General features: G+C 70.5%; 12 protein-coding genes. 4 read left to right on the top strand and 8 right to left on the bottom strand.

The window, feature by feature from the left end; translation table 11 throughout:
- The first annotated feature begins 1 nt into the window (after position 1).
- Positions 2-2,500 carry an ATP-dependent DNA ligase gene (locus tag ACP15J_RS08785; protein ID WP_424936623.1) on the top strand — a complete coding sequence of 833 codons (2,499 nt, stop codon included), beginning with the start codon at positions 2-4 and terminating at the stop codon, positions 2,498-2,500.
- Positions 2,501-2,540: 40 nt separating this feature from the next.
- On the opposite strand, the gene ACP15J_RS08780 is transcribed toward ACP15J_RS08785, so the two are convergent.
- The 5 genes from ACP15J_RS08780 to murI all read right to left on the bottom strand — a co-directional run bounded on the left by ACP15J_RS08780 (position 2,541) and on the right by murI (position 7,242).
- The gene (locus ACP15J_RS08780; RefSeq protein ID WP_424936622.1) at positions 2,541-3,878 is read right to left on the bottom strand and encodes an alpha/beta hydrolase family protein; all 1,338 of its coding nucleotides are present in this window, start codon (positions 3,876-3,878) and stop codon (positions 2,541-2,543) included.
- Between the two features lie 129 nt (positions 3,879-4,007).
- On the bottom strand, positions 4,008-4,928 hold the full coding sequence (locus tag ACP15J_RS08775) for a cation diffusion facilitator family transporter (RefSeq protein WP_424936621.1): 921 nt from the start codon (positions 4,926-4,928) through the stop codon (positions 4,008-4,010).
- Between the two features lie 85 nt (positions 4,929-5,013).
- On the bottom strand, positions 5,014-5,625 hold the full coding sequence (rdgB, locus tag ACP15J_RS08770) for an RdgB/HAM1 family non-canonical purine NTP pyrophosphatase (protein WP_424936620.1): 612 nt from the start codon (positions 5,623-5,625) through the stop codon (positions 5,014-5,016).
- Positions 5,622-6,371: a ribonuclease PH gene (gene rph, locus ACP15J_RS08765; RefSeq protein ID WP_424980905.1), complete on the bottom strand. Its 750-nt coding sequence runs from the start codon at positions 6,369-6,371 to the stop codon at positions 5,622-5,624. Before rph ends, rdgB begins: the two co-directional genes overlap by 4 nt.
- Before the next feature lie 34 nt (positions 6,372-6,405).
- Positions 6,406-7,242, bottom strand: a complete 837-nt coding sequence (gene murI, locus ACP15J_RS08760; protein WP_424936619.1) for a glutamate racemase — start codon at positions 7,240-7,242, stop codon at positions 6,406-6,408.
- 74 nt (positions 7,243-7,316) lie between these two features.
- On the opposite strand from murI, the gene ACP15J_RS08755 reads away from it, so the two are divergent.
- Positions 7,317-8,642, top strand: a complete 1,326-nt coding sequence (locus ACP15J_RS08755; RefSeq protein WP_424936618.1) for a nicotinate phosphoribosyltransferase — start codon at positions 7,317-7,319, stop codon at positions 8,640-8,642.
- 19 nt (positions 8,643-8,661) lie between these two features.
- Here the strand turns inward: ACP15J_RS08755 and ACP15J_RS08750 are convergent, their stop codons facing one another.
- From ACP15J_RS08750 to ACP15J_RS08740, 3 genes are read right to left on the bottom strand one after another with little or no spacing between them, the layout of a single operon-like run.
- Entirely contained in the window at positions 8,662-8,928 is a 267-nt protein-coding gene (locus ACP15J_RS08750; protein WP_197220361.1) for a DUF3039 domain-containing protein, read from the bottom strand.
- A 49-nt stretch (positions 8,929-8,977) separates the two neighbouring features.
- The gene (locus tag ACP15J_RS08745; protein ID WP_424936617.1) at positions 8,978-10,549 is read right to left on the bottom strand and encodes a hypothetical protein; all 1,572 of its coding nucleotides are present in this window, start codon (positions 10,547-10,549) and stop codon (positions 8,978-8,980) included.
- A complete protein-coding gene (locus ACP15J_RS08740) occupies positions 10,525-12,114 on the bottom strand; it encodes an ABC transporter ATP-binding protein (protein ID WP_424936616.1) in 1,590 nt (529 codons plus the stop codon). Before ACP15J_RS08740 ends, ACP15J_RS08745 begins: the two co-directional genes overlap by 25 nt.
- 236 nt (positions 12,115-12,350) lie before the next feature.
- Between ACP15J_RS08740 and ACP15J_RS08735 the strand changes: the two genes are divergently transcribed.
- Both ACP15J_RS08735 and ACP15J_RS08730 read left to right on the top strand, forming a co-directional pair.
- Positions 12,351-13,043 (top strand): NTP transferase domain-containing protein, encoded by a 693-nt coding sequence (locus ACP15J_RS08735; protein WP_424936615.1) that lies wholly within the window; start codon positions 12,351-12,353, stop codon positions 13,041-13,043.
- Between the two features lie 59 nt (positions 13,044-13,102).
- A complete protein-coding gene (locus ACP15J_RS08730) occupies positions 13,103-14,032 on the top strand; it encodes a hypothetical protein (RefSeq protein WP_424936614.1) in 930 nt (309 codons plus the stop codon).
- Positions 14,033-14,053: the final 21 nt, after the last annotated feature.

The following is a 14,053-nucleotide window of genomic DNA, read 5'->3' as shown; positions in this document are numbered from 1 at the left end:
CATGGGAGGCAGGACAACCGGCGCGGCCGGGAGCGGAGGGGGCGACGACGAGCAGGTCGTCCACGTGGGCGGCCGGCGCCTGCGCGTCACCAACCTCGGCAAGGTCGTCTATCCCGAGACCGGAACCACCAAGGGCGAGATCATCGACTACTACGTCCGTATCGCCCCTGCCCTCCTCCCCGCCCTCGCGGGGCGGCCCGTCACTCGTAAGCGCTGGGTCGACGGGGTGGGCACCGCCGCCGCGCCGACGACGCCGTTCTTCGCCAAGCAGCTCGAGCCGGGGGCGCCCGACTGGGTCCGCCGGCTGCCGATCGAGCATTCGGGAGGCCCGAAGGACTATCCGCTCGTGGACGACGTCCCCGCACTCGTCTGGCTCGCGCAGATCGCCGCGATCGAGCTGCACGTCCCCCAATGGCGGTTCGACGCCGACGGGATCAGACGGGATCCCGACCGGATCGTGCTGGACCTCGATCCCGGCCCCGGCGCCGATCTCGCCCAGTGCGCGGAGGTGGCCCGGCTGCTGCGGCCGATCCTCGAGGGAATGGGCCTGCCGCCCGTCCCGGTGACCAGCGGCAGCAAAGGGATCCATCTCTACGCCGCGCTGCCCGGCACACAGACGAGCGAGCAGATCTCCGCGGTCGCTCACGAGCTGGCACGGGCGATCGAGGCCGATCATCCGCAGCTCGCGATCAGCACGATGTCCCGGGCGCTGCGCACGGGAAAGGTCTTCATCGACTGGAGCCAGAACAACGGCAAGAAGACCACGATCTCGCCGTACTCGCTCCGCGGACGAGCGCAACCCTGGGTGGCCGCGCCTCGCACCTGGGCGGAGCTCGACGACCCCTCGCTCCGCCAGCTCAGGTTCGACGAGGTGCTCGACCGCGTCGCGGCAGGGGTCGATCCGTTCCATGCGCTCGACGCGAGCGACGACGAGCCTCACGCCCTCATCTCGTATCTCGACAAGCGCGACGCGCGGAAGACGCCGGAGCCGATGCCGAACGGACCGCCGCTTCCCGGCGCGAGCGGGACGGCCCGTCGCTTCGTCGTTCAGGAGCATCACGCCAGGCGCCTGCACTATGACCTGCGCATCGAGGACGCGGGAGTCCTCGTCAGCTGGGCGGTGCCGAAGGGCGTCCCGGCCCGCACCGACCGCAACCACCTGGCGGTGATGACAGAGCCCCATCCGCTGGAGTATCTGACGTTCGCCGGGACGATCCCGCACGGCGAGTACGGCGCCGGCGAGATGACCGTGTGGGACACCGGCACGGTCGAGCTGGAGAAATGGCGGGAGGACGAGGTGATCGGCACCTTCACCGGGCGGCCAGGAGGGCCTCTCGGCACCGCCAGACTCGCTCTCATCCGCACCAGTGGCGAAGGGGAGAAATCCTCGTGGCTGCTGCACCGGATGGTGGACCACGGCTCGCGGCGACGGGCACGCCACACGCCGGCGCCGGCCGTCGGGGTACCCCGGGCGGCGGACCCCGAACAGTCCGCTGCCGCTCCCGAGGCCTCGACGTCGCCGCTGCCGATGCTCGCCGAGCACGGCACGCCGGGCAGCGTGCGGACGCTGAGCGGCTGGGCGGAGATCAAATGGGACGGGATCCGCGCGATCGGCACCTGGCATCGGGAGGGAGACCGGGAGGGCCGGCTCACGCTCCGCGCCCGAAGCGGCACCGACATCACCGGACGCTATCCGGAGCTGACCGCGGACGGCGCGCCGCACCTCTCCGTCGACGACGCGGTCGTGGACGGAGAGATCATCGCACTCGACGGGACGGGGCGGCCGAGCTTCACGCAGCTGCAGGCGAGGATGCACCTGACCCGTGCCAGAGAGATCGAGCGCGAGGTCGTGCGGGTCCCTGTCCGCTACCATCTGTTCGACCTGCTGAGCCTGAACGGCCATGACGTCACACGGCTGCCGCTGCGCGACCGCCGTGAGCTCCTCGAGCGGATGGCGGAGGGATGCGATGCCGCGGTCGTGGTCCCGCCCGTGTTCGACGACGTCGAAGCGGCGCTGGAGACCAGCGCCCGTCTGGGACTGGAGGGGATCGTGGTCAAGGATCCCGCCTCCCCCTATCTTCCCGGCCGGCGCTCGTCGCGCTGGCTCAAGGTGAAGCACACCAGAACGCAGGAGGTGGTGGTCGTCGGGATCCGTCCTGGCAAAGGCGATCGCTCGGGCCGGATCGGCTCGCTGCTCCTCGCCGTCCCCGACGGAGCGATGCCTTCGGGTCTTCGCTACGCGGGACGCGTCGGCACCGGATTCACGGACCGGATGCTCATGCATCTCGGCCGCGAGCTCGACGTCCTCCGCGTCGACACCTGCCCCGTCGATCTCGTCCCGCCCGCCGACGCGTCCGACGCGCTCTGGGTCGAGCCGCGGCTGGTCGGCGAGGTCGAGTACGCCAACTGGACGCCCGACCGCATCCTCCGTCACGCGCGATGGCGCGGGCTGCGCCCGGACAAGGACCAGAGCGAGATCGAGATCGAGATCGAGCCCTGACGATCGACACCTGACCCGGGACGAACGGCGCCGCGGCGCGTCAGCCGACCCGTCCCAGGGCGGCCAGGGCGGTGCTGTCCGGATCGGTCCCCGTCGTCACCGCATCGAGGACGATCTCCGTCGCCCGTGCGGCGAGCCGCGGCCCCTCCGGTCCGCGAAGACCGGTGATCCCCGGGACAGGAGCGAGAAGGAGTCCCGTGTCGACGAGGCTCAGATGGGTCACCCCGTCGACTGTCAGCCGCGCCGCCGCGCCGTCCCGAAGGTACCCCAGGACCGCGGCGTCGTAGACCGGGTTGGGATCTGCGTCACCGGCGACGACGAACACGGCAGGGCGTCCGAGGACCGTGCCCGCCGGAGAGCGGGGCATGCCGTCGATGTCGACGACCCCGCGGATCCGCGGATCGAGCCGCGCCGCCTCGACGGCCGCGGCGCCGCCCAGTGAGTGTCCTGCGGCGACGATGCGACTCGGGTCCGCGGCGTGCAGCGCCGGAAGGCGGTCACCGGCCTGCGTCAGCTCGTCGACGACAGCGAGGATGTCGGCGGCGCGCACCCTCGCCCAGCCGTCGGCGAGCGCCTGGTCGAGCATGTCGTCGCCGGTCGTGGTCAGATCGCCACGGACGGTGCCCCCGTCGTGGAGCTCGGCCGCCACGGCGTCGTAGGGATGGTCGACGGCGACGACGACCGTTCCCCTGCTCGCGATCTCCTCTGCCCACGACGTCATCAGCCAACGGGTGCTGGAGGTCCCCGGTGAGGCGATGACCACTGGGAAGGATCCCTCCTCCGCCGGTGCGTCCCAGGAGGCGTTCGCTCGAGCGCGGAGGAGACCGTCGAGGAGCAACGGCGGCATCCCGTACTGCGCGGCGAGGGCCGTGGCCAGCTCGTCCGCTCTCCCTCGGTCGGGGAGGTATTCGGTCCGGTCCCCCGTGCTCGACGCCGGATACCAGATGGTGGCGGGGATCGATCGACGTCCTTCCCCGCCGTCGCCGCCTCGGGCATCACGGGCATCGTCGACCCATACGGTGGAGGCGACCCCGACCGCATACGGCCCGCCCGGAGCGGGGACGTGCACGGGCGGCAGCCCCCACGCCGCGCCGCCGAGCACGACCAGGACGACGGCGAGAGCGACGCCGGAGGCCCTGGCCAGTCCTCGCGAGCCACCGGAGCGCGCCCAGAGCACCGCTCCCGCGACGAGGAGGGCGGAGACGGCGATGGCGACCAGCTGCCATCGCGACCCCTCCGCCACGAAGGCGACCCCCAGCGCCACGAGGGCCGCCGTTCCGACCGCCGAGACGATCAGCGGAGAGCGCCGCCGGGTCAGGAAGCCCACGAGGAGGGTCGCGAGAAGTCCGGCGATGACGGCGAGATCGAGATAGGGCATGCTGCTCCTCGGTTCGGGTCTTCCGCGACGTTACGCGGATCCGCCCGAGACGTCGTCCCTCGCGGGCGGTACCGTCGTCATCCCTCAGGATGACTCGCCGGCGACCCTGCCGCCGCGCCCGCTTCGACCTCAGGCGTGGACGGCGTCGCACCCCGCGCGGTCCGCCGGCTCGATCTGGAACGTCGAGTGTTCGACGTCGAAATGATCGGCGAGGCAGGCCTGCAGCTCCTCCAGCAAGGCGGCCGAACGCCCGGCGGCGATCAGAGCCGGATCGACCGAGACGTGCGCGGTGAAGACGGGAGCGCCACGGGTCAGCTGCCACACGTGCACATCATGGACGCCGGTGACGCCGGGGGTCTCCAGCAGGTGTTGCCGCATGTCGCTCACGTCGGTTCCCTTCGGCGCGGACTCGGCGAGCACAGAGAAGACCTCACGCAGGAGCACGATCGCCCGCGGCACGATCATCGCCGCGATCACGAGCGAGGCGATGGCGTCGGCCGGCATCCAGCCCGTGGTCACGATGACGATCGCCGCGACGATCACCATGGCCGAGCCGATGAGGTCCCCCATCACCTCCAGGTAGGCCCCGCGCACGTTGATGCTCTTCTTCTGCGCCGCGCTGAGGAGCCACATCGACGTCGCGTTGGCGAGCATCCCGACCACGGCGACGGTGAGCATCAGCGGTCCCGCGACCTCGATCTCTCCGGGCTCGACGAGGCGCTGGACGCCCTGCACCGCCACGCTCACCGAGAGCACGATGAGGATGACGGCGTTGATCAGCGCGCCGAAGACCTCGGCCCGCTGATAGCCGAAGGTGCGACGGTCGTCCGCCGGGCGCGCGGCGACCGCGCTCGCGATGAGCGCGATCACGAGCGCCGAGGAGTCGGTGAACATGTGCGCCGCGTCGGCGAGCAGCGCCAGAGAGCCGGAGAGGAGGGCGCCGACGACCTGGACGATCATCACCGTGGCGGTGATGGTCAGCGAGATCGCGAGGAGCCGCCGGTTGCCGGCGGAACGGATGCCGCCCTGGGCGGGTGCGTGATCGTGCATGCCTCCAGGCTAGGGCTGGGGACGGCGATCCCGGGGCCGTTTCGTCTACTCGGGAAGGGTAACGATTCTCAGTAGCCGCGCGGCCTCAGAGGGCGGCGAGGAGCGGGACCAGCGCCCGGAAGGCTCGCGCACGGTGGGAATCCCCGTTCTTCTCCTCGGCCGACCACTCGCCCAGCGTCCGCTCGCTCCCCGCCGGCTGACCGTCGGGGACGAACACGGGGTCGTATCCGAAGCCGTTCTCCCCCCGGGCGCTCGCGGACAGACGCCCTGGCCAGACGCCCTCGACGACATGCTCGACCGCGACGTCCCCCTCCCGCGGGATCACGAGCGCGATCGTGGAGACGAACCGTGCGCCACGCCGAGGGTCGCGGATGTCGCGGAGCTGATCGAGCAGCAGCTCCCGGTTGGCGACCGCGTCCTTCCGCTGTCCGGCCCAGTACGCCGAGAACGCACCCGGCGCGCCGCCGAGCGCGTCCACGCAGATCCCCGAGTCGTCGGCGAGCGCGGGAAGGCCGGTGTGAGCGGCGGCGGCGCGGGCCTTGATCAGCGCGTTCTCGCGGAACGTGATGCCGTCCTCCACCGGTTCGGGCCCGTCATAGCCGATCACCTCGACATCGGGGCGCGTGACGGCGACGATCGCGCCGAACTCCTCGATCTTGTGTGGATTGTGCGTTGCGAGGACGACCCGGCGGCTCATGCGGACAGCGCCGCGATCTGGTGCTCGCGCAGCTGGGCGCACCCGTTCACGCCGAGCTCGAGCAACGCGTCCAGCTCCCGCTTGTCGAAGGGCGCACCCTCCGCCGTCCCCTGCACCTCGACGAACAGGCCACGACCGGTGACGACGACGTTCATGTCGGTCTCCGCCCGGACGTCCTCGACGTAGGCGAGGTCGAGCATCGGCTCGCCGTCGATGATCCCCACGGAGACCGCGGCGACCGAATCGTGCAGCACGGTGGCCTTCTGCCCGATGAACCGCTTTCGTCGTCCCCACTCGATCGCGTCCGCGAGAGCCACGTACGCTCCGGTTATGGCGGCGGTGCGCGTGCCGCCATCCGCCTGAAGCACGTCGCAGTCGATGACGATCGTGTTCTCCCCCAGGGCCTTGGTGTCCACGACCGCACGCAACGCCCGGCCGATGAGCCGGGAGATCTCATGTGTCCGGCCGCCGATCCGGCCCTTGACGCTCTCCCTGTCGTTGCGCTCGTTGGTCGCCCGGGGCAGCATCGCGTACTCCGCCGTGACCCAGCCCTTGCCCTTGCCGGTCAGCCAACGCGGGACCCCGTTCGTGAAGGAGGCTGTGCACAGCACCTTCGTGCCTCCGAAGCTGATCAGCGCCGAGCCTTCCGCCTGGGCGCTCCATCCGCGCTCGATCGTGATCGTACGCAGGCGGTCGACGGCGCGCCCGTCGGCCCGCACGGTGTCCTGGGGACTCGCCTCGGTCATTGTCTCTCCTCTGTCGATCGATCGCGTGTCCGGGTCAGCCCCGGAGCCTCTCTGCGCCCGGGAGGTCGATGACCCCGGTCTGCACGAGCTGGACGTCGCGCACCTCGCGGCCCATGAGCCGGTTGGCGAGCGCGGTGAAGTCGTCGGCGGAGTCGCCGGTCGCCTCGTAGACATAGCTCGCGGTGGCGTCCTGCGACGCGAGCAGGTCACCACGGACGAGCTGGCGGAACACGTCGCCGGCTGTCTCGTCGTCGCTCGACACGAGCGAGACCCCCTCGCCCATCACGTAGCCGATCGCGCCGCGAAGGAACGGGTAGTGCGTGCAGCCGAGGACGAGCGTGTCGACGTCGGCGGCGCGCAGCGGTGCGAGATACTCCTCCGCCACGGCGAGCACCTCGGGGCTGTCGGTGATCCCGGCTTCGACGAACTCGACGAAGCGCGGACACGCCGCGGCGAAGACCTCGAGCCGTTCGTTCACCTCCAGCATGTCCTGGTAGGCACGGGACCCGATCGTGCCGACCGTGCCGATCACGCCGATCCGCCCGTTGCGCGTCGTCGACATCGCCCGGCGAACGGCGGGGCCGATCACCTCGACCACCGGAACGGCGTAGCGCTCCCTGGCGTCGCGCAGCATCGCGGCCGAGGCGGTGTTGCAGGCGATCACGAGCATCTTCACGCCCTGGTCGACGAGGGTGTCGAGCACGTCGAGCGCATAACGACGCACATCCGCGATGGGCTTGGGGCCATAGGGCGTGTGCGCGGTGTCGCCGATGTAGACGAACGATTCGCGGGGCAGCTGCGCGCGGATGGCCCTCGCCACCGTGAGCCCGCCGACACCGGAGTCGAAGATGCCGATCGGCGCGTCGTTCATGGTCCCCCAGCCTAGCCCGACCTCCGGCTCTGCCTTCGCGGCCCCTCACCCTCCACGGCCATACACTGTCGGTCATGACCGGTTCGACCGCGCTGAAGACCGACCGCTACGAGCTGACGATGCTGGAGGCGTCGCTGCGCGATGGCACCGCCTCCCGGCCCTCCGTGTTCGAGCTGTTCTCCCGCCGTCTCTCCGGCGGACGCCGGTTCGGGGTCGTCGCCGGCACAGGGCGCCTGCTCTCCCTGCTGCGGGACTTCCGGTTCGGCGAGGACGAACTGCGCTATCTCCGCGACGGGAAGGTCGTCGACACCGAGGCGCTGCGCTATCTGGAGGGCTATCGCTTCGGCGGCACGATCCGCGGCTATCGCGAGGGCGAGCTCTACTTTCCCGGCTCCCCCGTCCTCACCGTCGAAGGCACGTTCGCCGACGCGGTGATCCTGGAGACGCTGGCGCTCAGCGTGCTGAACCACGACTCGGCGGTCGCGACCGCCGCGTCCCGCATGGCGATAGCGGCCGGAGACCGACCGCTGGCGGAGATGGGTTCCCGACGCACGGCCGAGGACTCCGCCATCGCCGCAGCGAGAGCGGCGTACATCGCCGGCTTCGGTGCGACGAGCAACCTCGAGGCGGGACGCCGCTGGGGCATCCCGACGATGGGGACCGCAGCGCACTCGTGGACTCTCCTGCACGACACCGAGGAGGACGCCTTCCGCGCCCAGGTCGACGCGCTGGGCGCGGGCACGACACTGCTCGTGGACACCTACGACATCCGACGCGGCGTCGAGACGGCGATCCGAGTGGCCGGAACCGGACTAGGAGGGGTCAGGATCGACTCCGGCGATCTCCCGCTCGTCGCCGCCGAGGTACGGGCGCAACTCGACGAGCTCGGCGCGACAGGCACACGCATCACAGTGACGAGCGACCTCGACGAGTACGCGATCGCCGCCCTCGCGGCCTCCCCCGTGGATGCGTACGGAGTGGGGACGTCGGTCGTCACGGGATCCGGGTATCCGACGGCCAGCATGGTCTACAAGCTCGTCGCCCGGCAGGGCTCCGACGGCGCCTGGGTCGCAGTCGCGAAGGCGTCACAGGACAAGGCGTCGCACGGGGGACGCAAGGCGGCCTTCCGTCTGCTCGCCGACGGCGTTGCCCGGTCCGAGACCATATCGGTGGCCGACGGCTTCGAAGAGGTGGGGACGGCGGCCGATCATCCGGACGGACGAGCACTGCAGGTGACCCTTGTCGATCACGGTGAGATCGACCGATCTGCCGAGGGCACGGCCGGCACCGTCGCCGCTCGCGAGCATCATCTTCGGGTTCGCGAGGAGCTGCCGGTACGTGCTCTGGCGCTCAGCAAGTCGGATCCGGCGATCCCGACCGTCTTCGTCGACGCGGGCTGAGCACGACAGGTCGGTCGGCTCAGCGGGCCATCGACTCATAGATCTCCTTGCAGGTGGGACAGACCGGGAACTTCTCCGGGTCACGACCTGGAGTCCACTTCTTGCCGCACAGCGCGCGCACCGGCTTTCCGGTGAGCGCCGACTCGAGGATCTTCTCCTTCTTCACGTAGTGGGAGAACCGCTCATGGTCTCCCGGCTCCTGAAGCTCCTCCTCGAGGAGCTGCTCGAGTTCGCGGTCCAGGGTGGCGACACCGCCCTGATCGGGCGCGTCCAGCGGGGTACTCATAGCGCGATTCTAGCCGTGCACGCCTCGGAGGGCTCCGGCCTGCCGCCGATCAAGCGGTCTCGACGAACTCCATCAGCCGCTCGCCACTGCGCTCGTAGACGCGCCCGCCGACGAGCACGCCGATCATGAGCACGAGAGAGCCAGTGAGGAGGCCGGCCCAGAGAGGCGCGAAGACCGATGCCTCCGGGTCGACGAGCGCGAACCAGGCGAGCGCGAGGGTCGGCCCGCTCAGCACGATCGGTCCGAGGAGGGCCAGAGACTGACCGAGCAGTCCCCGAGAGGCAGAACGCTGCGGCTGCTGGAACGGACTGTCTCCCGGACGAGAGACGGCGTAGGGCGAGACCGCGGAGGCGATGCTCGAGAGACCGAGCCCGGAGAGCAGGAGGCTGATCGCCACACCGGTCACCGTCGGAAGGAGCATCCATCGTCCGATCACGGCGAGCGTCACGGAGATCGCGACGGCGAGCACCGGGATCGCGATGAGCAGGACCGGGACCAGCCGGCCGAGTCGGTCGGGAAGCCCTCGCACACCGCTCGCGACATGTGTCCACAGGGCAGTGGAGTCATAGGCGACGTCATTGTGCGGGAGCCATCCGAAGAACAGCGCCATGATCGGGACCGGGAGGGCGGCGGCGAGCGGGAGCGGCACGCCCGCGACGAGAAGAGGGACCGCGGCGAGGACTCCCGCCACCGGCACGATCACGATGTTCACCAGGTAACGCCGGTCGCGCAGCCAGTAGACGAGGCTGCGCGCAGCGATCGCTCCGAAGGCATTGGACGGCAGAAGCGCGAACCAGCCGAGCCCCGGCCGCTCGCGGACGGCCGTCGGGCGCTCGGTCGTGGTCAAGGCCCGCCGGACCAGCCACGCCCAGACGACGGCGACAACGACGGTGGTGAGCACCGCGAGCACCCCGGTCACCCACGTGCCAGGGAGGTTACCCGCCGCGGCGTGCAGCGGGAATGCCGCAGCCGCGCCGAACGGAGTGAAACCGAGGACGGCGGCGATCCCGGCGAGGGTCTCCGGGGCGTTCCCGTTCCACCCCAAAGAGGCGACGAAGACGCCGACCGGCACGGCCACCACGACGACGGCCAGCGCGAACAGTCCGGTGAGCTCTCTGGACCGCCGCTCCGGAAGGAGCATCGCGGCGAGCGCCATGCCGATCCGAGCGGCGAGCACTGCGGTCGCGAGCGAGAGGAACGCGCCGAGCACGGCGATCGGCCAGGGTGCGCCGAGCGAGATCGTGGTCACGGCGGACGCAGCCTCCACCGCGATGAGTGCCAGTGACGGAACACTGAACAGGGCGGCGAGAGCGAGCGCCGCCGGCAGTCGGCGGTCGTCCAGGCCGAAGACGGCGAACCGTCGCGGATCGAGCTGGTCGACCGCGCCGGCGAGGATCGGGGCGAGGAAGAACCCGAGCACGATGGCCGAGCCGCCGGTGACCATCACGGCTCGCGCCACGGCGATCGCCCCCGAGGCGAGGCTGAGGATCGCGAGGACGGCGATGACCGTGGCCGCCGCGGTGAGGAGGAGCGCCAGCAGCATACGGGAGGCACGCGCACGGTCGCCACGGACGGCTCCTGCCAGGAGCGCCACTCTCAGTCGGAGAACGCGTGCAGCCACTCCAGCCCCTCCACCTCGCCGGCGCCGCCGGACAGCTCGACGAAACGCTGCTCCAGAGTCTGTCCCGCACGCACCTCGTCGACGGTCCCCTCTGCGAGCACCTCCCCGCCCACGATGATCGCGATCCGCGAGCAGACCCTCTCCACGAGGTCCATCCCATGGCTGGACAGGATGACCGTCCCGCCGTGCGCGACATAGGCCCCCAGGATGTCGAGGATCACGCCCGACGAGACAGGGTCGACCGACTCGAAGGGCTCATCGAGGACGAGAACCCGGGGCGAGTGGATCATCGCGCCGGCGAGCATGACCTTCTTGGTCATGCCGGCGGAGTAGTCCGAGACGACCCGCCCGAGGGCTCCCGTGAGGTCGAAGGCGCGAGCCAGGTCCGCGGTGCGCTTCTCGACGACGTCGGCCGCGAGGCCACGAAGGAGCCCATAGTAGTGAAGCAGCTGCCTGCCCGTGAGACGGTCGAAGGTGCGGAGCCGGTCCGGCAGGACGCCCATGAGCCTCTTGGCCTCCTGCGGATCCTTCCTCTGATCGACACCGCAGACGTGCACCGTTCCCTCGTCCGCGCTGAGGAGCCCGGCGACGATCGACAGCGTCGTGGTCTTACCCGCGCCGTTGGGTCCGACGATCCCGTAGAACGAGCCGGCCGGCACGGTGAGGCTGATGCCGTCGACCGCGCGATGGTCGCCGAACGTCTTCGCCAGGCCCCGGACGACGAGCGCGTACTGGTCCGCGTCCGGCTCGCCCGTCCCGGCGAAGGTCTCAGCAGGGGTCTGCTCCTCGTCTCCTGGCGTCGCCGTGTCCTCCGTCGTCTCCCCGTCGGACGATGTCACCGCGCCTTCGTCGACGGAGGCTGGAGCGGTCCCGGTCGAATCGGCCTCCGCGCGAACCGCCTCACGCACGGTCGGAGCGTTCACCTCGGCGACGTCGGTCGTGTTCTCGGCGCGCACCAGCGGCCGCTTCGCCGCAACGGCCCTGTTCTTCGCCGTCGTTGCGGTCGTCCCGGCCTTCTTCGCCGCTGGCGTCGCCTTCTTCGCGGGGCTCTTTGCCGTCGCGGGGCTCTGCGCCTTCGACGCCCCCGGAGCCGTCGTCTTCCGCGTGGATGCCTTCGGCGCCGGGCCCGCGGGTTTCTTCGCCCTCGGCGTCGCCGCCTTGACCGCCGCAACCCTCGCCGCCTCGTCCTCGGCCTCGTGGGCCTTCTCCTCCGCTTTTGCCTCCTGGGCTTTGGACGCCGCCGCCTTCGCCGCCGCCGTGCGCGCCGCCGTCGCCTTCGCCACCGTGGCCTTGGCCGCCGCGCTCTTCGCGGCCGTCTGCGTGGCCCGCGCCTTGACCGCCGCCGTCTTCGTCGCCTTGGCCTTCGCCGTGGTGCCGCGCTTCGCCGCCTCACCTGCTCGTCCGCCGCGCGCCGCCGTCGGCTTCGCGGCTCGATCCGCCGTTCCCGCGTCTCCCCCGGTGCTCTCCCCCGCCACAGGGAGGCTGCCGGGCGATCCGCTCTCCTCGGCGGTCTCGTCCGGTGCGTTCGAATCAGGCGACGAGGAGTCAGGCAGAGGGGCGGTCACCCACAGAGGGTATCAATCCGCCCGCGCAATATGCCGGATCGACCGCGGAAAACGTCGTGAGTCTCGCTTCTGACCCGATTCGGTTCCTGAAAGCCACCCGTGCAGTCGGTCACGAAACGACAACGGGAGGGAGATCGCCTCCGGCATCCCCAGCCCGGCTCGATAGCATGATCGGCGGCACGAAGAAGTGTCCCGTCGATGAATCGACCGTGAACACACGCAACAGGAGCCGTTCTGTGACTCTTCAGACCATCATTCTCGCTGCGGGCATGGGCTCGCGACTCGGTCGCGCCCTCCCGAAGCCGCTGACACAGCTCGGGGACGGCCGTTCGATCATGCGACAGCAGCACGACAACATCCGCGCCGCGTTCGGCGACGACGCTCGCATCACGACGGTCGTCGGCTACCGGGCCGAGGCGATCGTCGAGGCCTTCCCGCACGTCAACTATGTGCACAACGAGCGTTACGACGAGACGAACACGTCGAAGAGCCTTCTGCGCGGCCTCGGCGCCACGGGCAAGGCCGGCGTGCTCTGGATGAACGGCGACGTCGTCTTCGACCCGCTCGTGCTCGGGCGTGCCATCGACCTCATCGAGCGAGACCAGTCCTTCGTGACCGTCAACACCGCGAAGGTCAGCGATGAAGAGGTCAAGTACACCATCGGCGCCGAAGGCTACATCAAAGAGCTCTCGAAGACCGTCGTCGAGGGCATCGGCGAGGCGGTCGGCATCAACTACGTCTCCTCTGCCCACAAGACCGCGTTCATGCGGCAGCTCCAGCGCGTGGACGATCAGGACTACTTCGAGCGCGGCCTCGAGCTCGCGATCGCTGAGAACGGCGTCCTCATCGAGCCCATGGACATCTCCGACCTCTACGCCGTCGAGGTCGACTTCGCCGAGGATCTGGAGCGCGCGAACCTCTACGTCTGACCTGCCGCCGATCCCCGGGGCTCGACGTTCTCGCGGGGATGCGGTCATAGGATCACTGCATGACCGGGAAGGTGCACAAGATCCACTCGCTCCCCGACGACGCCCCCTGGGACGGCGGGAAGCCGCCTGCGGGTACCGAGGGGCATCCGCTGTGGGTGCGCGGGATCGACCGCGTGCTGGCCGTACAGCGTCCCCTGGTCCTCGCGCACATCCGCAGCATCCGCCTGCGCCACCCGGAGGCGACGCCGGACGAGATCGTCCGCTCCCTCGAACGCCGGTACCTCGCCGCGGTCACGGCCGGCGGAGCGGCGGTCGGGGCCACAGCGGTGATCCCCGGCATCACCACGGGTGTGACCCTCGCCCTGTCGGGCGTCGAGACTGCCGGGTTCGTGGAGTCCACCGCGCTGTTCGCCCAGTCGGTCGCCGAAGTCCACGGCATCTCGGTCACGAACCCCGATCGAGCCCGCGCCCTGGTCATGACCCTCATGATGGGCAAGGAGGGGGTCGCCCTCGTCTCGCAGCTGGCCGGCCAGGCGACAGGCCGGGCCGGCAGCCGCGGCGCCTACTGGGGTGAGCTGGTGACCAAGACACTCCCGCGCGCGGCCGTGGGCCCGCTGGTCGATCGGCTCAAGACGACCTTCGTCAAGCAGTTCGCGGCGCGCGGAGGCGCCTCCTTCCTCGGCAAGGCCCTCCCGTTCGGCGTGGGCGCCGCGGTCGGCGGAGCAGGCAACAACATCCTCGGACGACGGGTCCTCGTCACCTCCCGCCGCGCCTTCGGGCCGGCACCCGCCGTCCTTCCCGCAGAGCTCGAACCCGTTCCCGGGGCGGAGCGGCTCGAGTCCCGCCTCCTCCGGGGCGCGCAGTTCACCGGTTCCGCCGCGATCGGCGCGGCCAGCACGGCGGCACGCGGCATCGGCTGGGCAGGGCGCAAGGCGGTCCAGGCCGTACGTCGCCGGGACGTCCCGCACGACGCCGACGAGGGCCGCTGACCCGCCAAGGTCCCTGCACAT

This window comes from Microbacterium sp. S308A+ (genome assembly GCF_049800815.1).
GTDB lineage: Bacteria > Actinomycetota > Actinomycetes > Actinomycetales > Microbacteriaceae > Microbacterium.
This window is presented reverse-complemented; position numbering and strand designations above follow the sequence as displayed.